The 20,622-nt window shown below is 40.3% G+C and carries 16 protein-coding genes; 5 read left to right on the top strand and 11 right to left on the bottom strand.

Annotated elements, in window-relative coordinates:
* Positions 1-7: 7 nt before the first annotated feature.
* The 5 genes from HT718_RS01345 to HT718_RS01325 form a co-directional block, all read right to left on the bottom strand.
* Positions 8-511: a tRNA (cytidine(34)-2'-O)-methyltransferase gene (locus HT718_RS01345; RefSeq protein ID WP_000181388.1), complete on the bottom strand. Its 504-nt coding sequence runs from the start codon at positions 509-511 to the stop codon at positions 8-10.
* A gap of 192 nt (positions 512-703) precedes the next feature.
* A complete protein-coding gene (locus HT718_RS01340) occupies positions 704-1,534 on the bottom strand; it encodes an energy-coupling factor transporter transmembrane component T (protein WP_173266761.1) in 831 nt (276 codons plus the stop codon).
* A complete protein-coding gene (locus HT718_RS01335; protein ID WP_173266758.1) occupies positions 1,519-3,201 on the bottom strand; it encodes an ABC transporter ATP-binding protein in 1,683 nt (560 codons plus the stop codon). Before HT718_RS01335 ends, HT718_RS01340 begins: the two co-directional genes overlap by 16 nt.
* A gap of 168 nt (positions 3,202-3,369) precedes the next feature.
* A complete protein-coding gene (locus HT718_RS01330) occupies positions 3,370-3,915 on the bottom strand; it encodes an ECF-type riboflavin transporter substrate-binding protein (RefSeq protein ID WP_049539230.1) in 546 nt (181 codons plus the stop codon).
* Positions 3,916-3,930: 15 nt separating this feature from the next.
* Positions 3,931-4,779, bottom strand: coding sequence for an S-adenosyl-l-methionine hydroxide adenosyltransferase family protein (locus HT718_RS01325; protein ID WP_001063594.1), 849 nt, complete (start codon positions 4,777-4,779; stop codon positions 3,931-3,933).
* A 187-nt stretch (positions 4,780-4,966) separates the two neighbouring features.
* On the opposite strand from HT718_RS01325, the gene trkA reads away from it, so the two are divergent.
* Both trkA and HT718_RS01315 read left to right on the top strand, forming a co-directional pair.
* Entirely contained in the window at positions 4,967-6,316 is a 1,350-nt protein-coding gene (gene trkA, locus HT718_RS01320; RefSeq protein WP_049539228.1) for a Trk system potassium transporter TrkA, read from the top strand.
* 3 nt (positions 6,317-6,319) lie between these two features.
* A complete protein-coding gene (locus HT718_RS01315; RefSeq protein WP_173266756.1) occupies positions 6,320-7,759 on the top strand; it encodes a TrkH family potassium uptake protein in 1,440 nt (479 codons plus the stop codon).
* Positions 7,760-8,056: 297 nt separating this feature from the next.
* Here the strand turns inward: HT718_RS01315 and pflB are convergent, their stop codons facing one another.
* A complete protein-coding gene (gene pflB / locus HT718_RS01310) occupies positions 8,057-10,381 on the bottom strand; it encodes a formate C-acetyltransferase (protein WP_033686339.1) in 2,325 nt (774 codons plus the stop codon).
* Between the two features lie 237 nt (positions 10,382-10,618).
* Here pflB and dinB point away from each other — a divergent pair, with 237 nt between their 5' ends.
* Complete coding sequence (gene dinB / locus HT718_RS01305; RefSeq protein WP_173266753.1) at positions 10,619-11,680, top strand: DNA polymerase IV; 1,062 nt, start codon at positions 10,619-10,621, stop codon at positions 11,678-11,680.
* A 185-nt stretch (positions 11,681-11,865) separates the two neighbouring features.
* Here dinB and HT718_RS01300 read toward each other — a convergent pair whose 3' ends face one another.
* Both HT718_RS01300 and HT718_RS01295 read right to left on the bottom strand, forming a co-directional pair.
* A complete protein-coding gene (locus HT718_RS01300; RefSeq protein WP_000280776.1) occupies positions 11,866-12,711 on the bottom strand; it encodes an undecaprenyl-diphosphate phosphatase in 846 nt (281 codons plus the stop codon).
* A 60-nt stretch (positions 12,712-12,771) separates the two neighbouring features.
* The gene (locus HT718_RS01295; protein ID WP_173266751.1) at positions 12,772-14,661 is read right to left on the bottom strand and encodes a DUF2207 domain-containing protein; all 1,890 of its coding nucleotides are present in this window, start codon (positions 14,659-14,661) and stop codon (positions 12,772-12,774) included.
* Positions 14,662-14,799: 138 nt separating this feature from the next.
* On the opposite strand from HT718_RS01295, the gene HT718_RS01290 reads away from it, so the two are divergent.
* Positions 14,800-16,365, top strand: a complete 1,566-nt coding sequence (locus tag HT718_RS01290) for an ABC transporter substrate-binding protein/permease (protein ID WP_173266749.1) — start codon at positions 14,800-14,802, stop codon at positions 16,363-16,365.
* The gene (locus tag HT718_RS01285) at positions 16,365-17,105 is read left to right on the top strand and encodes an amino acid ABC transporter ATP-binding protein (protein WP_033680755.1); all 741 of its coding nucleotides are present in this window, start codon (positions 16,365-16,367) and stop codon (positions 17,103-17,105) included. The genes HT718_RS01290 and HT718_RS01285 overlap by 1 nt, the downstream gene beginning before the upstream one ends.
* A gap of 89 nt (positions 17,106-17,194) precedes the next feature.
* Here the strand turns inward: HT718_RS01285 and HT718_RS01280 are convergent, their stop codons facing one another.
* The 3 genes from HT718_RS01280 to ilvC form a co-directional block, all read right to left on the bottom strand.
* Positions 17,195-17,410 carry a hypothetical protein gene (locus HT718_RS01280; protein WP_001130035.1) on the bottom strand — a complete coding sequence of 72 codons (216 nt, stop codon included), beginning with the start codon at positions 17,408-17,410 and terminating at the stop codon, positions 17,195-17,197.
* An 821-nt stretch (positions 17,411-18,231) separates the two neighbouring features.
* Entirely contained in the window at positions 18,232-19,482 is a 1,251-nt protein-coding gene (ilvA, locus tag HT718_RS01275; protein ID WP_173266746.1) for a threonine ammonia-lyase IlvA, read from the bottom strand.
* 112 nt (positions 19,483-19,594) lie between these two features.
* The gene (gene ilvC / locus HT718_RS01270) at positions 19,595-20,617 is read right to left on the bottom strand and encodes a ketol-acid reductoisomerase (protein ID WP_000290683.1); all 1,023 of its coding nucleotides are present in this window, start codon (positions 20,615-20,617) and stop codon (positions 19,595-19,597) included.
* Positions 20,618-20,622 lie beyond the last annotated feature (5 nt).

The following is a 20,622-nucleotide window of genomic DNA, read 5'->3' as shown; positions in this document are numbered from 1 at the left end:
TCATTTTTTATTTCAATTTATCCACTTCATAGGTATGAACAAGCTCAAGACCAGCAAAGTTCTGCTGGCGAAGGGCTTCGTAAACAATCATGCAAACGGTATTAGACACATTGAGACTGCGGACGTGTTCATCGTTCATAGGAATACGGAGAGCTTTCTCAGGATGTTCGCGCATGAAGTCCTCAGGCAAGCCCTTGTCTTCACGGCCAAAGAGAAAATAATGGTCTTCGTCAGTCGATAAATCTACCTCAGAATAGACTTTTTCCGCGAATTTTGAAATCAGATAGAGTTTTCCCTTCATCTGAGACATGAAATCTTCCAAACTCTCGTAAAAATAAATCTCTAGCTTATCCCAATAATCCAATCCAGCCCGCTTCATCTTGCGGTCATCAATAGGAAAACCCATTGGCTTGATGATGTGGAGGGGAGAATTGGTCGCAGCGCAAGTACGCGCGATATTGCCTGTATTTTGTGGAATTTGAGGTTCAAATAATACAATGTGATTTGTCATGACTTGCTTCCTTTCACCATTGCAAAAAAATAGCCACACTGCCCGGAGTCAAGCTCAGCAAACAGCGTGGTTAAGGCATCGTTAACTTACCTCACAACAGGTTTGAAGTAAATCAGCGAAACTACTTTCTTAGTATAACACTTTCAGAATCATTGTCAATAGAAACGACTTGATTTTTTCAATTTTTTCAAGCTATTTCCAAGGGTTGTAAAATCGTCCCTGATTCTGCAAGATAAGTAGTAAACTAGCTACTAAAAACAAGGTTGCCAAGAGCAAGGTTATATAGTCTCCTTTTTTCAAGGCCTGGTAACTATACCAAGTGCGTTTTTTCTCTTTCCCAAAGCGGCGAAGCTCCATGGCGGTCGCGATGGTATCAATGCGTTCTAGCGAGCTAAAAATCAAGGGAGTGATAATGCGCAAATTGCCTTTGATTCGTTGCATAAGAGAAGCTTTCTTAGATAATTCCATCCCACGCGCTTCTTGAGACATCTTGATGGTAAAGAATTCTTCCTGCAAATCTGGAATATAGCGCAAGGTTAGGCTGACAGAATAGGCAATCTTATAAGGCACACCGATTTGATTTAAACTGGAAGCAAACTGACTAGGATGGGTTGTCATCAAAAAGATAATAGCCAGAGGAATGGTGCAAAGGTACTTAATAGCCAAATTTAGCAGATAAAAGAGTTCTTGACTGGTCAGAGTGTAGGCACCGATTCCCTGCCAAATCACACTTTTCTCTCCGTAAAGTCCAACCCCATACTCGGGAGAAAAGAGATAGACCATCAAGACGTTTAAAACGGCAAATACCGTCGCAAAAACGGCTACAAAGGAAACATCTTTAAAGCGGATTTCTGACAAATAGAGGAGAAAGACCGAAAAGATGGCAATCAGAACAAGCAGTCTGGTATCATAGCTAATCATGGCAGCCAATGACACGAGAATGAAAAAGAGAAGTTTACCAGCTCCTGACAAGCGATGAATCACAGTATCTCTATGCTGGTAACCGATTAATTTAGCTTGCATCCTTCTCTCCTTTCTTTGTAAAATGCCGTTAAAGCAAGTGGATCAACGTCGAGCTTCTTAGCCAAGTTGAAGATAGAGGTTTCTTTTAGATTGGCTTTTACTAACAGCTCGGGATTGCTCAATAGACTAGCTGGATCAGTATCAGCAATCAATTCCCCGTCCACCATGACAAGAGCCCGATCTGAATAATCCAGCATCAATTGCATATCATGGGTAATCATGACAATCGTATGCCCTTTTTGATGCAGCTCTTCGAGAAATTCCATAATCTCAGTATAGTTCTTCTGGTCTTGACCAGCTGTCGGTTCATCTAGGAGTATAATTTCAGCTCCTAAAACCAAAATCGATGCAATAGTCACACGCTTTTTCTGCCCAAATGACAGAGCAGAAATTGGCCAATTACGGAATTCATAAAGACCACAGATTTTCAAGGTTTCATAAACTCTCGTTTCAATTTCCTTCTCATCCACACCTCGCAAACGAAGCCCTAGAGCCACCTCATCAAAAATCATATTGGTTGAAATCATTTGATTGGGATTTTGCAGCACATAGCCTACTCGTTCTGCCCGCTCTGCAACAGAATCTCCTTTGATATCCTGTCCTTCCCAAAGATAGCGACCTTCCGTCTGAATAAAGCTACTTAAGGCCTTGGCTAGAGTTGATTTCCCAGCTCCATTTTTTCCGACAATGGCAATCTTTTCGCCCTTTTTAATATCCAGATAAATGGATTTTAAAATCAGTCTATCATCATAAGAAAAAGACACATCCTCTAATCTAAAGAGTGACTGCAATTCTTGGGTTTCTTTTGCCAGCTCCGTCTGTAACTGAACCTGGCCTTTTGAGATAGACAAGTTATCCAGATTTGCTAATTGTGCTTCCTTGACTAAATCCACACCCAATTGACGAAGAGTAGTTAGATAAAGGGGTTCTCGAATTCCATTTTGAGTCAACAGATCAGTCGCCAGTAGCTGGTCAGGGCTCCCATTAAAGAGGATACGACCATCGTTTATCAAGACAATCCGATCCACAGAGCGATGCAGAACATCCTCCAAACGGTGCTCAATAATAAGGGTCGTCGTCCCTTCCTCCTTATGAATCTGGTCAATCAACTCGATAATATCCTGACCTGACTTGGGATCTAGATTGGCGAGTGGTTCATCAAACAAAAGAATCGGACTCTCATCAATCAAGACACCAGCCAGACTGACCCGCTGCTTTTGTCCACCTGACAAATCTTGAGGACGCTGAGTTAGTAAAGGGATAAGGTCCAGCTTTTCAGCCCATTTATGAACACGACTTTTCATCTCTTCTAGAGCTGTCACATCATTTTCAAGAGCAAAAGCCAAATCCTCTGCCACAGACAGGCCAATAAACTGCCCATCTGTATCCTGCAAAACCGTGCTAACCAGATGAGATTTATCATAGATGCTCATATCAAAGGCTGCTTGGCCCTTGATCAAAAATTCTCCAGACATCTGACCCTTGTAAATATTGGGAATAATCCCATTCAAACATTGACCCAAGGTAGACTTACCTGACCCAGATGGACCAACAATTAAGACTTTCTCTCCCTTGTAAATGGCCAAATTCACCCCTTGCAAGGTAGGTTCTTGTTGCGTTTCATACTGGAAAGAGAAATCCTTCCACTCAATTATAGCTTCTTTCATCTTACTCTCTTCATTCGCTTCTTAGACTTCTATTTTATCATAAATCGAACCCTTCTTGCAGTCTCTTCTCTTAAAATCTTAGCGCCAAAAAGATTCCTAGCCTAGCTAGCTTGCTTGACTAGTCTATAAGTAGTGAAAAAGACCGGTTGCCCAGCCTTTTCCCTTATGTTAATCCTTTTTCAAACTTCCTGAACGAGTCTGCGTACGTGAATAAGCTATCAAAAGAAGAGTTCCTGCAATAGCAATAGTCACAGCGTTAGCAATACCTGCAACAATCCCTTGAGCAAATACTTTTTCTGCCGCTTCTTGATAAATCACAACATCTCCAAGTGGTGCCAAGACTCCCCAAACAAGAGCATTTGCAACAATCTGAATGAGGTTAAAGAAGACAATATCTTTCAACCCAAAAATACCCTGTGTTACTCGAATGTATTTTCTAAAGAGACCTACAGCTAGACCAAAGAGACCGCTAGCAATAATCCAAGTCCACCAAAGACCGTAGCCAGCAAGAGAGTCCTTCACTGCATGCCCAATTAAACCAACAAGTAATCCCACTAGAGGGCCAAAAATGATAGACAAGAGGCTCTGTACCGCATACTGAAGCTGGATGCTTGTATTTGGAACAGGCGTCGGAATGCTAATCATCCCGATAACAACAAAGAGTGCAGCTCCAACACCGATAGCAACAACTTGTTTAATTGATTGATTTTTCATCTATATTCTCCTATTTTATGATTCTATTTTCTTTATTTCAATGGTCCAAGATGAACCGACACCTACATTATAAGCCTTGGCAAAAGAACCTTGATTAATAGCCAGACCTAAACGATAGAGAGAATTAATGTAAAGGATTGGTTGCCCAATTCTCACATCCGCAAATGATTTGCCATAAACAACCTGATTTTGATAGACCAGCATATCTGCATGATAGATAGTCACTTCAAAACGATCACCGAATTCTGGTTCCAGCTTGTAAAATTCTTCTCGCGTGATAGAGGTCCAAAGCGAACCGAAACGCACATCCAGAATGTCGATTGCTCCCTTCACCAGATGATCCTCAATGATTGTCTCTACGACTGGAAGCTCTACAATCTGGTCCACACTGAGTTCTGGCCCCACTTCCTCAAAAGTAATGTGACCACTGGCTAGTTTAGCACCAGTATAGGCATAAACATCACGACCGTGGAAGGTATAAGAATGCTCTGTATTTTGACGTCTATTGGCTACTTCAGAAATCTCACGAATAGCTACAATGCCAACGTGTTTCTTGATAAAAGAAAGCGTCCCATTGTCTGGCGTGACAATGTATTGATTTTTTGCAGTCTTGGCAACCACGCTCTTACGTTTCGAACCGACACCTGGATCGACAACCGATACAAAAGTCGTTCCCTCAGGCCAGTAATCCACCGTCTGAAAGAGACGATAGCTCCCCTCAAAAATATTATAAGGCGTGATATCGTGCGTCAAGTGATGGATTTTTAAGGTTGGGGACTCTTCTAAAGCCACTCCAATCATAGCCGATACCGCACCATCAACCAGACCAAAGTCTGATTGTAATACCAGTAAATTATTATTCATTTTGTCTCCTTGTATACCCTTTATCATACCATATTTCAGAGAAAGGTGCTAATAGCTATTTTAAATGATTGGGATATAGTTTTACCTTATAACAAAATTCCATTAAAAGCTCTGGTTATTAGCTAGTAGGTGCATTTTTTCTTGAAAAAGGGTATGATAGTTACATCATGAAAAAGTAGGTTTTATTATGAAAATTATCCTTGTCGGAGGGGGAAAAGTTGGTTTTGCCCTCTGTCGCTCCTTGGTTGCAGAAAAGCATGATGTTTTGCTGATTGAGCAAGACGAAGCTGTTCTCAATCATATTGTTAATCGCTTTGATATCATGGGTATCCTTGGTAACGGGGCCGATTTCACCATCCTTGAGCAAGCCAGTGTTCAGGATTGTGATATCTTTATCGCCTTGACTGAATACGATGAAGTGAACATGATTGCAGCAGTTCTAGCCAAAAAAATGGGAGCTAAAGAAACCATCGTTCGGGTGCGCAATCCTGAATATTCTAACTCTTATTTCAAGGAAAAGAATATTCTCGGTTTTTCTCTTATCGTTAACCCTGAACTCTTAGCTGCCCGCGCTATCGCCAATATCATTGACTTCCCCAACGCCCTATCTGTCGAACGCTTTGCTGGTGGACGCGTTAGCCTGATGGAATTTGTCGTCAAATCAACTAGCAGTCTTTGCCAAATGCCCATTTCTGATTTTCGGAAAAAATTTGGCAATGTCATTGTCTGCGCTATAGAAAGGGATCATCAAATTATCATCCCAAGTGGTGATATGACCATACAGGATAAAGATAGAATCTTTGTCACTGGTAACCGTGTTGATATGATGCTCTTCCATAATTATTTCAAATCTCGTGCTGTGAAGAGCCTTCTCATCGTTGGAGCAGGTAGAATTGCCTATTATCTACTAGGTATCCTCAAAGACAGTCGTATTGATACAAAAGTCATCGAGATTAATCCTGAAAGGGCACGTTTCTTTAGTGAGAAATTCCCTAATCTCTATATTGTCCAAGGAGATGGTACCGCAAAAGATATCTTACTAGAAGAAAGTGCTCAAAACTATGATGCAGTAGCAACCCTAACAGGAGTTGACGAAGAGAATATTATTACTTCTATGTTCCTGGATAGTGTCGGGGTGCAAAAAAATATTAGCAAGGTTAACAGAACTAGTCTCCTTGAAATTATTCATGCGCCTGATTTCTCAAGCATTATCACTCCGAAAATCATCGCTGTAGATACAATCATGCACTTTATTCGTGGTCGTGTTAATGCTCAGTATTCAGACCTTCAAGCCATGCACCATCTAGCAAATGGTCAAATCGAAACCCTACAATTCCATATCAAGGAAGCCAATAAAATGACTGCCAAACCTCTTTCTCAACTGAAACTAAAAAAAGGAGTTCTTATTGCAGCCATCATTCGAAAGGGCAAAACGATTTTCCCTACTGGAGAGGATATGCTTGAAGTCGGTGACAAACTTCTAGTAACGACCTTATTGCCGAATATCACTAAGATTTATGACTTAATCGCGAGGTAAGAGATGAATAAAAGTATGATTCGTTATCTCCTTTCAAAGTTACTTCTGATTGAAGCTGTTCTTCTTTTGGTTCCTGTGGCTGTTGCTATCTATTACCATGAATCTAGCCAAGTTTTTACAGCCCTCTTTTCAACAATAGGGATTCTCGTATTGCTAGGCGGTTCAGGGAGTTTGCAAAAACCAAAAAATCAACGGATTTATGCCAAGGAGGGAATCTTGATTGTGGCCCTCTGTTGGATCCTATGGTCTTTCTTTGGCGGTCTCCCCTTTGTCTTTGCTGGGCAAATTCCCAGCGTTATCGATGCCTTTTTTGAGATTAGTTCTGGCTTTACAACTACTGGAGCAACTATTCTGAACGATGTTTCGGTCCTCAGCCGTTCCCTCCTCTTCTGGCGAAGTTTTACCCACTTGATCGGAGGAATGGGAGTGCTTGTTTTTGCACTTGCTATTATGGATAATGCCAAGAATAGCCACCTAGAGGTGATGAAGGCTGAGGTCCCTGGCCCTGTTTTTGGTAAGGTTGTATCCAAGCTCAAAAATACTGCCCAGATTCTCTATCTCCTTTATCTAGCTCTCTTTTCCCTCTTTGTCATTATCTATTATCTAGCTGGCATGCCCCTATTTGATAGTTTTGTCATCGCTATGGGGACAGCAGGTACAGGAGGTTTTACAGTCTATAACGATGGAATTGCTCACTATGGCAGCTCACTAATTACCTATCTGGTTAGTATCGGAGTTATGGTTTTTGGGGTAAATTTCAACCTCTACTACTACCTCATGCTCCGTCGCGTCAAAGCCTTTTTAGGAGATGAAGAACTTCGGGCTTACTTGGTCATCGTACTGGTTTCTACAGGCTTGATTAGTCTTAATACCCTCTATCTCTATCCAGGATTTTCTAAGAGCTTTGAAATGGCCTTCTTCCAGGTTTCCAATATCATTACGACGACTGGTTTTGGTTACGGAGATATTACCAACTGGCCCCTCTTCTCCCAGTTTATCCTCCTCTTCCTTATGGGAATCGGTGGTTCTGCTGGTTCAACCGCAGGTGGACTCAAGGTTATTCGAGGCCTCATCCTTTCAAAAATTGCCAAAAACCAGATTTTGTCAATCCTATCCCCCCACCGTGTTTTGACCCTCCATGTTAATAAAACAGTGATTGATAAGGATACCCAGCATAAGATTCTCAAGTACTTTGTCATCTATGCTATGATTTTGCTAGCACTTATCTTTATTGTCAGCCTAGATAGCAATGATTTTCTAGTTGTGACCAGCGCTGTCTTCAGCTGTTTCAATAATATCGGGCCTATTCTAGGAACAACTTCTAGCTTCTCAATCTTTAGTCCTATCTCAAAAATTCTCCTCTCCTTTGCAATGATTGCAGGACGTTTGGAGATTTATCCAATCCTACTTCTCTTTATGAAGAGGACTTGGTCTAAGAGATAAAATACAACCACACATTGTAAACTTACAAAGTGTGGTATTTTTATACTCTTCGAAAATCTCTTCAAACCACGTCAGCTCTATCTGCAACCTCAAAACAGTGTTTTTTGAGCAACCTGCGGCTAGCTTCCTAGTTTGCTCTTTGATTTTCATTGAGTATCAAATACCTCCCGCAACTCAACAAGTATCTTTGAATCCCGGTCAGATATTTCAGTGCCTGACTTAAGGAATTTAATAATCCAAAAAACAACCCTCAGTCGACTGACCGAGGGTTACTTATTTCATTATTCAAGAACTTGATTAGTTCAATGCATCCAAGGCATCATCCATTGAAAGAACTTCGTGGAAGACACGTTGTGTCAATTCAGTTTTTTGTTCTGGAGTGAGGTATTTAGTGTTTACACAGTATCCAGAGATACGTACGATAACGTCTTCACCAGACATGATCTTTTCGTAAACATCGTTCAAGTCCATAACGTTCAAGTTAACGTGTTGTCCACCGTTTTCGAAGTAACCATCAAGGATTGTTACCAAGTTATCAACTTGTTCGTCACGAGTCTTACCAAGAGCGCGAGGTGAAACTTGAGTTGTCAATGAGATACCGTCAGCTGCATAACTAAAGTCAAGGCTAGAAAGTGAGTTCAAGTTTTGCAACCATCCACCTTTAGCTTTGTTAGATGGGTTAGCACCTGGTGAGAAGAATTCAAGTTTAGACAAGTTCACAGAACCATCTTCGTTGAGGTATACACCTTTGTGAACTGGTGAGTTACCAGTTTGTTTAGAGTAAGCAACGTTAGATGTGATAGTCAAAAGTGAAACTGTAGCTTCTGCGTCTTTGTAAAGTTTGTGGCTACGTAGACGAGTAGTGTAAGCTTCGATCAACCATTCTGCCAATTCGTTTGAACGTGGGTCATCTTCACCCCAACGTGGGTATTCACCGATTGTTTCGTAATCGTAGATGTAGCCATTTTCGTCACGGATTGGTTTAACTGTAGCGTATTTGATAGCTGACAATGTATCAACAGTGTTAGCAAATCCACAGATACCGAATCCCATGTTGGCACGTTGTTTAGTTGGCAAGAAGGCCATTTGAACAGCTTCGTAGTTGTACTTATCAGTCATGTAGTGGATGATGTTCAAAGCATCTACGTAAGTGTCAGTCAACCAGTCAAGAGATTTTTCAAAGTTAGCTTTAACTGATTCGAATTCAAGAACTTCGTCACGGATTGGTTCGATGTCAAATACTTTATAGTCTTTATGAACATCGTCGTAACCACCATTCAAACCAGTAAGAAGGGCTTTCAATACGTTTACACGAGCACCGAAGTACTGGATGTTGTGGCGTTGTTCTTCATTTTCTGGGTCAAGTGGAGACACACAGCATGAGATACAGCTCATTTCACCGTATCCATCTTTAGCCATTGTTGTTACACCTTCGTATTGGATAGAAGAGTGTTTGTGGCTCATGTGCATACAGTAGCGACGGAAGTTGTATGGCAATTTATCAGTCCAAAGAACTGTCAAGTTTGGTTCAGGAGAGTTACCGATATTGTCAAGAGTGTTCAAGAAACGGTAGTCCATCTTAGTAACACGGTGACGACCATCGTTACCCATACCAGCCATAGAAGTTGTGATGAATGTTGGATCACCTGAGTACAATTGGTCATAAGCTTTAGTACGAGCAAATTTAACTGTACGAAGTTTCATAACGAAATCATCAACGAATTCTTGGATTTCTGATTCAGTAAATGTACCACGAGCAAGGTCACGTTCTGCAAAGATGTCCAATACGATTGGTACACGTCCTAGAGATGTAGCAGCACCGTTGATCACACGGCAAACAGACATGAAGGCGATGTTAACCCATTGGATAGCTTCTTTAACGTTCATCGCTGGTTTGCGAACGTCAACTCCGTATAGGTCACCCAAGCGAACAACTTGTTGCAATGCTTGGTATTGAAGGTTGATTTCTTCACGAAGACGGATTGTTTCTTCATCGATTTCTTCGATTGCATTCCAGTCGTTTACTTTTTCTTGCATCAAGTAGTCTGCACCGTAAAGAGCAAGACGTGCGTAAACACCGATGATACGTCCGCGTGAATATGCATCTGGAAGACCAGTTACAGTGTGTGCGTGACGAGCGCGACGGATATTTGAAGTGTAGGCACGGAAGATACCGTCGTTAACTGTTGTTACGTATTTAGTAAAGATTTCGTGAACAGCTGGGTCTGGTTCGTATCCATTTTCTTTCAAAGTAGTTTCAGCCATACGGATACCACCTTTTGGCATGAAGTTCAATTTGAAGAGTTCGTCATTTTGGATACCAAAGATAACTTCGTTTTCTTTATCGATAAATCCAGCAGGGATATCAGCGATAGATGTTGGACGAGTGTCCATTGGGAAACGAGTTTCTTCGTAGTGAGCCTTAGTTTCTTCTACAATTTTTTTGATGTGAAGTGAACGTTCTGTTGGTCCAGCAAGGAAGCTTTCGTCTCCATCGTAAGGTGTGTAGTTAGCTTGTACAAAGCGTGATACACTTGCTTTTTCTTTCCAATCTACGCCTTTGAAGCCTTCCCAAGCTTTGTCAAAAATATCTTGTGCTTCAACAACTGTCTTAACAACCATGTTAATGTCCTCTTTTTTCTTTCTAGTAACAACTATCTGTTACATTCATGAGACAAGTATACCACACAGTAATCGTTTTCAACAAGTGGAAAACCCCTATTTTTACACTTTCTTTTCTAAAACAGTCTATATTTCATTCCAAACTGTATTATATTTTTGAAAAAACAAAGTCCTTTTTTCTTTTTTTCAGAAAAAAGGGTATAATAAAAGAAAATAAGCAGTAAAAAGGTGCTAGACATGTTAATTTTTCCTTTGTTAAATGATTTGTCAAGAAAAATCATCCATATTGACATGGATGCCTTTTTTGCTGCGGTAGAAATCAGAGACAATCCTAAACTCAGAGGAAAACCTGTCATTATCGGCAGCGACCCTCGGCAAACAGGTGGGCGGGGAGTCGTTTCTACTTGTAGCTATGAGGCACGAGCTTTTGGTGTCCATTCTGCTATGAGTTCTAAAGAAGCCTACGAACGTTGTCCTCAGGCCGTCTTTATCTCAGGAAATTATGAAAAATATAAAGCTGTGGGACTCCAGATTCGAGCTATCTTTAAGCGTTATACAGATTTGATTGAACCTATGAGCATTGACGAAGCCTATTTGGATGTAACAGAAAATAAACTCGGGATTAAGTCAGCAGTCAAAATCGCTCGCCTCATTCAAGAGGATATCTGGCAAGAACTCCATCTAACTGCTTCTGCTGGCGTTTCCTACAACAAATTCTTAGCTAAAATGGCCAGCGATTATCAAAAGCCACATGGTTTGACAGTGATTCTACCTGAACAAGCTGAGGATTTTCTCAAACAAATGGATATTTCCAAGTTTCATGGAGTAGGAAAAAAGACGGTGGAAAGACTTCATCAAATGGGAGTTTTTACCGGTGCTGATCTACTTGAAATCCCTGAAGTGACCCTAATAGACCGTTTTGGCAGACTGGGCTATGACCTCTATCGAAAGGCTCGTGGTATTCACAATTCCCCAGTCAAATCCAATCGCATCCGTAAATCAATCGGCAAGGAAAAAACCTATGGAAAGATTCTCCGTGCCGAAGAAGATATCAAAAAAGAGCTGACTCTTCTATCAGAAAGAGTCGCTCTCAATCTCAGTCAACAAGAAAAAGCTGGAAAAATTGTCATTTTAAAAATCCGCTACGAGGACTTTTCAACTCTTACTAAACGAAAAAGTCTGATTCAAAAAACACAGGATGCTAGCCAGATAAGCCAAATAGCCCTGCAACTCTATGAAGAATTAAACGAGAAAGAAAGAGGTGTCCGCCTGCTGGGGATTACCGTGACTGGATTTTAATACTCTTCGAAAATATCTTCAAACCACGTCAGCGTCGCCTTACCGTAGGTATATGTTACTGACTCTGTCAGTCTTATTTACAACCTCAAAGCAGTGCTTTGAGCAGCCTGCGGCTAGCTTCCTAGTTTGCTTTTTGATTTTCATGGAGTATAAAACCTTGAAGAGCTGACCCTTCAAGGTTTTTCTTATACAAATAAACGAACAAAGCTGTAAAGTAGCAAGACACCACCAAGCACGATACGGTATTTACCGAAAAGGGTAAAGTCGTGTTTTTTCACATAACTTGTCAAGAAACGAATAGCGACCATGCTGACTGCAAAGGCGACTCCCATCGCAACCAAGAGCAAGAACAATTGCCCAAAGCTCAAGAGTTGTCCTGCTTTCACAAATTTGAAAATCTTTAAGGCACTAGCTCCAAACATAACAGGAATCCCAAGATAGAAGGTAAATTCTGTCACAACAGAACGACTGGTTCCATTTAACAAACCACCGACGATTGTGGCTCCAGAACGGCTAGTTCCTGGTAAAAGGGCAAGAACTTGAAAAAGTCCGATATAGAAAGCGGTCGTATAAGGAAGCTTGTCCAACTCTGTTACACTTGGCTCAATAGCACGCGCTTTATTGCGCTTTTCCAAATAGATAAAGGCAATCCCATAGATAATCAACATAAGAGCAACTGAAACCATGTTATGGAAGTGGGTATCAAACCAATCATCAAACTTAAAGACGGCAAGTAAAGGCAAAGTTGCAACCAAGACCTTCAACCACAGTCTCCAAGTCTTACGAACTTCCTGCTTGTCCTTAGTCGGTTTGAAAGGATTGAGCTTGTTAAAATAAATCACCATGACTGCTAAAATAGCACCAAGCTGAATTACAACATTAAACATGGACATAAAGGCTTCGTTTTGATTTTGATATTGGATAAATTCCTCTGCTAAAATCAAGTGACCTGTACTTGAAATGGGCAACCATTCCGTAATTCCTTCAACAATCCCGAAGAAGATAGATTTTAAAATTTCAATAAGATACATAGATTACTCCTTTTTCTATCTTCCATTATAGCATACTTTTTCAGTCTATGACAGCTCTCTTTAAAAGGCACCGATACTGCCACCGCCTCCGCCACCGGAGAAACCACCGCCAGAACTTCCACTTCCAGAAGATACAGAATAGGTACTTGCTGTATTTGCGACACTAGCATAATGGCTCATTTGTGCTGTTGAATGATAAAACATACTGTGCCAGCTATAAGCTACATAGAGATTGATGTCTGGATTTTCCACTTGGATATGATGAACCTTCATCAAATGACTGACCTTATCCGCATAGCCAAATAAGGTCGCATAGACCAAGAGGCGATTCCAGACTACAATACTTTCCAATTCAGCCTGATCCAATCGTGCAATCTCACGTAACATATTTTCAAAACTGGTCCAGAGATAGTAGACTTCTGCTCCCGCTTCATTTAGAACACCATCACGATTATCTAGTCGAAGTTTCCAATAATAGAAAACAGCCAAAACCAAACCTAGAAAACCAAGTATTGGCAAGGGGAGGTAAAGATAGCCATGAACGTCTAAACTGTACAAGAACAAACCAAATCCGATAAATAAGGGCAAGATAGTGGAAATACCCATACCCACCTGCAAGGCCTTTTCTCCACCAGTCAAGGAACGATAATAATCTGGGAGGCCCCAGAAGGAAACTCGATTTCTCACTCCTTCTTGCATCTCTTTCAATACTTCTTCAAAAGACGATTTGAGCTGACGCCCCTTTGCTTGAATCCGTTTTTCATCAGAGACTTTTGCTCTACGATAAAGACTATCAGATACCTTATAATCTGCAAACAAATTGGAAAGAGTTTCTTCTTTTTTGCCTGAAAAAGCCAGATTTAGACAGTCTATCTCAAAACTTGACAAAGCATCTTCTCTTACCAGCCTCAAGCCAACTGCATCTCCTTCTGAAATGATAGAGACATTCCCACGGTCTATTACATCTAACAAAGTAGCTTGAATGAGTTGATCAAAGGTGAATTTGCCAGCCCCCTTGACTAAGGGACTCACTTCCTCCAAGGAGGTCGAGTAGACAGCCTCTGATAAAACCATAGGCTCTAATTCCATTGGTGGCTCATAGAGACGATGATTTTTGGCATATTTGACTGAAGGAGTGGTCTTTCTTCTATAGATAAAATAGAAGAAAGCACTCAATAACAAAGAGATGGAAAGTATCGAAGGAAAGACCCAAGTAACGAGTTGTTTACTCAGCTCTTTTTCTCCAACAATCGAGTCTTCTATCTTATTAAACTCCTCTAAACGATTCCCTTTCAAGCCCTGATCCCTAGCGCTAGCAAAATCAGTTCGAGGCCAGTAGGCATGCAATTCAACTCCACGCTTAGGAGGAAGATTGTCTAAACGAATAGTATAATCAAAGTTACTCTTTTCAATCGTTCCTTCTTTAAAGAGTTTCCCTGTATGGAAAAAGAGTTTTTCAGCCCCCTTATCTCCCCTTACATGAAATTCAAACTTTCCAATAGCCCCTGAACTATCTGTTAAAGGTTGCCAATTTAATTCAGCAATGTCATCATATAGGAAAAGCAAATTCTTTAAGTTCCAGACAAGGTCAACTTCAACTGTGTCACCTTCCTGACCTGGATTATAAACTTTAACAGTATAACCATCTGCTCCTTCTATCACTTCGCTAGTAACGTCTGTCAATTCAGCACCATTTTTCGCGGCCTGAACCTTTGGATGAGGATCAATGTCAAATCCACTAGGCATCTTGCCAGCACGTCCAAGTCCCACGATTTGGCCTTTAAAGTCCTCCTCAAACTGGTAAACTATCTTTTGTCTAAATTCTGCCGTATTGTCTGCATGAATATACAAATCACCTTGATAAGAGTTTATCTTAAAATCAATGGCAAAAACAGAAAGTGGCAGAAGGCAAAACAAGCCTAACACCAGTAAGAAAAAAGTTTTTTTCATCAACTAAGCCCCCTTTTTATCTTTGCTATCATTATATCATTTTTTCTCAAGTAAGGGCTTACCCATATTGAAAAATAAAGTTTTTTTCGATAAAATAGGAGACAGTTATTTTTTAATAGATTAGAAATAGGAGAAATCATGAGAAAAATATACTTATCTATTTTCACAAGTCTCTTGCTGATGCTAGGACTTGTCAATGTTGCTCAAGCTGATGAATATTTACGCATCGGGATGGAAGCAGCATATGCTCCCTTTAACTGGACCCAAGATGATGATAGCAATGGAGCTGTCAAAATCGATGGAACCAACCAGTATGCCAATGGATACGATGTCCAAATTGCCAAGAAAATCGCTAAAGACTTAGGTAAAGAACCTTTGGTTGTTAAGACCAAGTGGGAAGGTCTAGTCCCTGCCCTTACTTCTGGTAAAATTGATATGATTATCGCAGGTATGAGTCCTACTGCTGAACGCAAACAAGAAATTGCCTTTTCAAGCAGTTACTACACTAGCGAACCAGTTTTACTTGTCAAAAAAGATTCTGCCTATGCAAATGCCAAATCTTTGGATGACTTTAATGGTGCAAAAATTACTTCTCAACAAGGTGTTTACCTTTATGACTTGATTTCACAAATCCCAGGTGCTAAAAAAGAAACAGCCATGGGAGACTTCGCTCAAATGCGCCAAGCTCTTGAGGCTGGTGTCATCGATGCCTATGTTTCTGAACGTCCAGAAGCACTAACTGCTGAAGCTGCGAACTCTAAGTTTAAAATGATTCAAGTAGAACCTGGTTTCAAAACTGGAGAAGAAAATACGGCTATCGCTATCGGGCTTCGTAAAGATGATAATCGTATTAGCCAAATCAATGCCAGCATTGAAACCATTTCAAAAGACGACCAAGTTGCCTTGATGGATCGTATGATCAAGGAACAACCCGCCGAAGCAACAACAACTGAGGAGACTAGCAGTAGTTTCTTTAGCCAAGTCGCTAAAATTCTTTCTGAGAACTGGCAACAACTCTTGCGTGGTGCTGGTGTCACTCTTTTAATCTCTATCGTCGGAACCATCATAGGTCTCATTATCGGTCTTGCCATTGGTGTTTTCCGTACTGCTCCTCTCTCTGAGAATAAAGCCATTTATGGATTACAAAAACTAATCGGCTGGATCCTCAATGTCTACATTGAAATTTTCCGTGGTACTCCAATGATCGTTCAATCGATGGTTATCTACTATGGAACTGCCCAAGCTTTCGGTATCAACCTTGACCGTACACTGGCCGCTATCTTCATCGTTTCAATCAACACTGGTGCCTACATGACTGAAATCGTCCGTGGTGGTATCCTAGCAGTTGATAAGGGACAATTTGAAGCAGCGACTGCTCTTGGTATGACCCATAACCAAACCATGCGTAAGATTGTGCTACCTCAGGTTGTCCGCAATATCCTACCAGCAACTGGTAATGAGTTTGTCATCAATATCAAAGATACATCTGTATTGAACGTTATCTCTGTTGTTGAACTTTATTTCTCAGGAAATACCGTGGCAACTCAAACCTATCAATACTTCCAGACATTTACAATCATCGCCGTGATTTACTTTGTCCTCACCTTTACCGTAACACGTATCCTACGCTTCATCGAACGCCGAATGGATATGGATACCTATACTACAGGTGCTAATCAAATGCAAACGGAGGATTTGAAATAATGACACAAGCAATCCTTGAAATTAAACACCTCAAAAAATCCTATGGACAAAACGAAGTGCTAAAAGACATTTCTCTCACTGTCCACAAGGGAGAAGTTATCTCTATCATCGGAAGCTCTGGAAGCGGAAAATCGACCTTCCTCCGCTCCATTAACCTACTTGAAACGCCAACTGATGGACAAATCCTTTATCATGGGCAAAACGTCCTCGAAAAAGGTTATGACCTCACACAATACCGTGAAAAGTTGGGAATGGTGTTCCAATCCTTTAATCTCTTTGAAAATCTCAACGTTCTTGAAAACACAATCGTCGCTCAGACAACTGTCCTTAAACGTGAACGTACAGAAGCTGAAAAGATTGCCAAAGAAAACCTAGAAAAGGTCGGTATGGGGGAACGCTACTGGCAAGCGAAACCAAAACAACTCTCAGGTGGTCAAAAACAACGTGTGGCCATTGCTCGTGCCCTTTCAATGAATCCTGATGCTATTCTCTTTGATGAACCAACATCAGCTCTCGATCCAGAAATGGTTGGAGAAGTACTTAAAATCATGCAGGAACTTGCCCAAGAAGGCTTGACTATGATTGTCGTAACCCACGAAATGGAATTCGCCCGTGATGTCTCCCACCGTGTGATCTTTATGGATAAGGGAGTAATCGCTGAAGAAGGCAAACCAGAAGATCTCTTCACCAATCCTAAAGAAGACCGTACAAAAGAATTCCTTCAACGCTATCTCAAATAAAAAGAAAAGGCTGCACCAACCGTGCAGTCTTTTTGTTTGGTCAAAATGAAAAGGCAGACCCTATTTAAGAATCCGCCGTCATCCAAAGATTAATCTTCAAATTTTTCATGATTTTTGTCATAGAAATCAATTAAACCTAGAGCTGTTTCAAATGAAATATTTTTTACTTTCGCACGACCCTGCGCTAGAGCAATGATAGACATCTCACGCGCATTCGTTTCCTTAGAGATACGGTAGCCTGTGATTTTCTTATCACGAACCCAGCCAACAACTGATTCTACTTTTTCAAAGTTTGACTTAGCCATGTTCTTCTCCTATTTTCTTCTTTACGATATATTATTCTATACGTTTTTATGTCTTTTGTCAATAAAAAAACATATATTCAATAAAACAAATGATTTAGTTTTTTCTTACTTCTTTTTTAAAGCCGATAATATATAGGTTTTTAGTTGCTATAACCCATTAGTACGCACCCTAAAAATAATTGAATTATTAAACTTATAATTCGCAAAAATATTCATCAAGAAAAAATACCAGTTTCTCAATAGGATAAACAGGAGTCATATTCTATATCTTCATTTTAATCTATAAGTTTGTCAAAGAGAATCTTCCTTTTCTGACTATCTCATATCTATTTTATCCTTTCTATTTCCTTTGGTTCCCTTCCTGTTACTATTTAACTTTTTTAACCGGTACAATTGACTTATCTCATCAAATTTTGCATATTCTTATAACACACCGCTATTACAATCAGCATTTAGAATAACACTTCCTAGTATTCCAAATGTTCTACTCGCCTCATATTACTGCTATCATATACTATATTCAATCAACTCACCAAATCTACCTTATAAGCATTGATTATTTTTTCTAATTCCTATTATATTTAATCAAACTTAAAATTATATATATAAAATATGGTATTATAAAAAATAGCCCTATGTATAACAAGTCATTCTTCTTTATTATTATAAACTGAAATAAAAAATAATAGGTACTATAGTGAGTTATAGTAGAAGTAGTACGATAGTTTTCCTAAGTCCATAGGAATCGCCCCCTTTCTTCACCCTCATTATAGCACCTATACATCAGTTGTGCAAATAATATGATATTTTTTTATTAATCCTCAGACAAGCATATTATAGAGCGTTTCATTACCATTTAAGTTAATATAAGCTGGATCGAAGCCTTCCATTCTACGGATCAAACCTGCATAATCATGCTTATCTGCTAAAGCTATCCCAATTAATACAGGCCCTGTACCCTTGCTAGCTCGTTTGATATACTCAAATCGTGTGATATCATCATTTGGACCCAGGATATCATTTACAAACTCACGCAATGCTCCTGGACGCTGTGGAAAATTGACCACAAAGTAATGCTTGATCCCATCATAAATCAAGGCACGTTCTTCCATTTCTGGCATACGGTTGATATCATTATTTCCTCCAGAAATGATACAACAAATGGTTTTCCCCTTGATATATTCAGCCAAAACTTCTAAAGAGGCGATACTAGCCGCTCCAGCAGGTTCTGCGACAATCCCTTGCTTAGAGTAGAGGTCAATCAAAGTTTCAGAAATCAATCCCTCATCGACACCTACCAAAGTTTGAACATGTTGACGAGTTGCCTCATAAGTCAACTGACCTACCTTTTGTACGGCAATCCCATCTGCAAATTTGTCAATTTCCTTGAGCTTAACAGGTCCACCAGCTTCAAAGGCAGCCTTCATGGAACGTGCCCCATTCGCCTCTACTCCGATAACCTCGATCTCTGGACTTGTTTCCTTGATATAGGTGGAAACCCCAGCAATGAGACCGCCACCACCAACAGGAACCAAGACAGCATCAAAATCAATCGATTCTTTTCGAGCTTCTTCTAAAATCTCATAAGCAACTGTTCCTTGACCTGCCTGAACATGGGCATCATCAAAAGGATCAATAAAGGTACGATTTTCAGAAATTGTAAATTCTTGAGCTGCCTTAGCTGAGGCATCAAAAGTATCTCCAACTAGTTTAATGGTTACGAAGTCCCCACCAAAAAAGCGAACCTGCCCAATCTTTTGTTGCGGAGTAGTAATGGGCATAAAGATAGTAGCAGGGATTTTCATTTCATTACAAGTATAGGCTACTCCCTGCGCATGATTTCCCGCAGAAGCACAGACTACCCCACGCTCACGCTCTTCCTTGCTGAGCTGAGAAATGGCATAATAGGCACCACGAATTTTAAAAGAGCGGACACGTTGGGCATTTTCCTTTTTCAAATAAATCTTAGCACCATACTTCTCCGATAAATAATGATCATAATCCAGTGGGGTATTCACAACCACACCGCTCAAGACCTTATGAGCCTTGATGATATCTTTTGAACTTAACATCTTTTTCTCCTAGACTATTCAAACTATCACAATCCATCCTCTAAAAAGAGCTGAATTGATTATAAAAGCGAGTTAGGTCCCCCCAACTCGCCTTCACCTTAATTTCTATAAATTAGTTATAGATTTTGAATGCATCGTCGTCGTTTTTACCAACGAAAGGCATTGCTTTACGCAATTCTGCACCAACTTTTTCAATTTCAAGGTTAGCTGCTTGTTCACGGTAAGCAGTCAATTTTGGACGTCCAGCTTTATAATCATTTACAAAGTCATTTGCAAATTTACCATTTTGGATATCTGCCAAGACAGCTTTCATGTTTTCTTTAACTTGCTCAGTGATTACACGTGGACCTGATACATAGTCACCGTATTCAGCAGTGTTTGAAATAGATTGACGCATTTTTTTGAATCCACCTTCATAGATCAAGTCAACGATCAATTTCATTTCGTGAAGAACTTCAAAGTAAGCCAATTCTGGAGCGTAACCTGCTTCTGTCAAGACTTCGAAACCTGCTTCGATAAGGGCAGTTAAACCACCACAAAGTACAGCTTGTTCACCAAACAAATCTTCTTCAGTTTCTTCTTTGTAAGTTGTTTCAAGAAGACCTACACGAGCTGCCCCAACACCTTTACACCAGTCCATAGCAATATTTTTAGCATTTCCTGTTGCATCTTGGTATACTGCGTAAAGAGCTGGTACACCAAATCCTTCTTCGTAAGTACGACGTACCAAGTGTCCTGGTCCTTTAGGAGCACACATGAAGACATCTACATCGGCAGGAACTTTGATAAATTCAAAGTGGATGTTGAAACCATGGGCAAATCCAACTGCGTTTCCAGCTTCCAAGTTTGGAGCGATTTCTGCTTCATAAAGTTCTTGTTGGATTTCATCTGGTGCCAAAATCATGATAACGTCAGCCAATTTAGTAGCTTCTGCTACTGTGTAAGTGTCAAATCCATCTTCTTTTGCTTTGTCAAAAGATTTACCTGGACGTACACCGATAATGACATCACGACCTGAGTCACGCAAGTTTTGAGCATGCGCATGTCCTTGTGAACCATAACCGATAACGGCAATTTTTTTACCGTCAAGCGCTGCTACTTTAACATCTTTTTCGTATTCCATTTGAACTGCCATAGTTT

The organism is Streptococcus sp. 714 (genome assembly GCF_013277115.1).
Classification (GTDB): Bacteria; Bacillota; Bacilli; order Lactobacillales; family Streptococcaceae; genus Streptococcus.
This window is presented reverse-complemented; position numbering and strand designations above follow the sequence as displayed.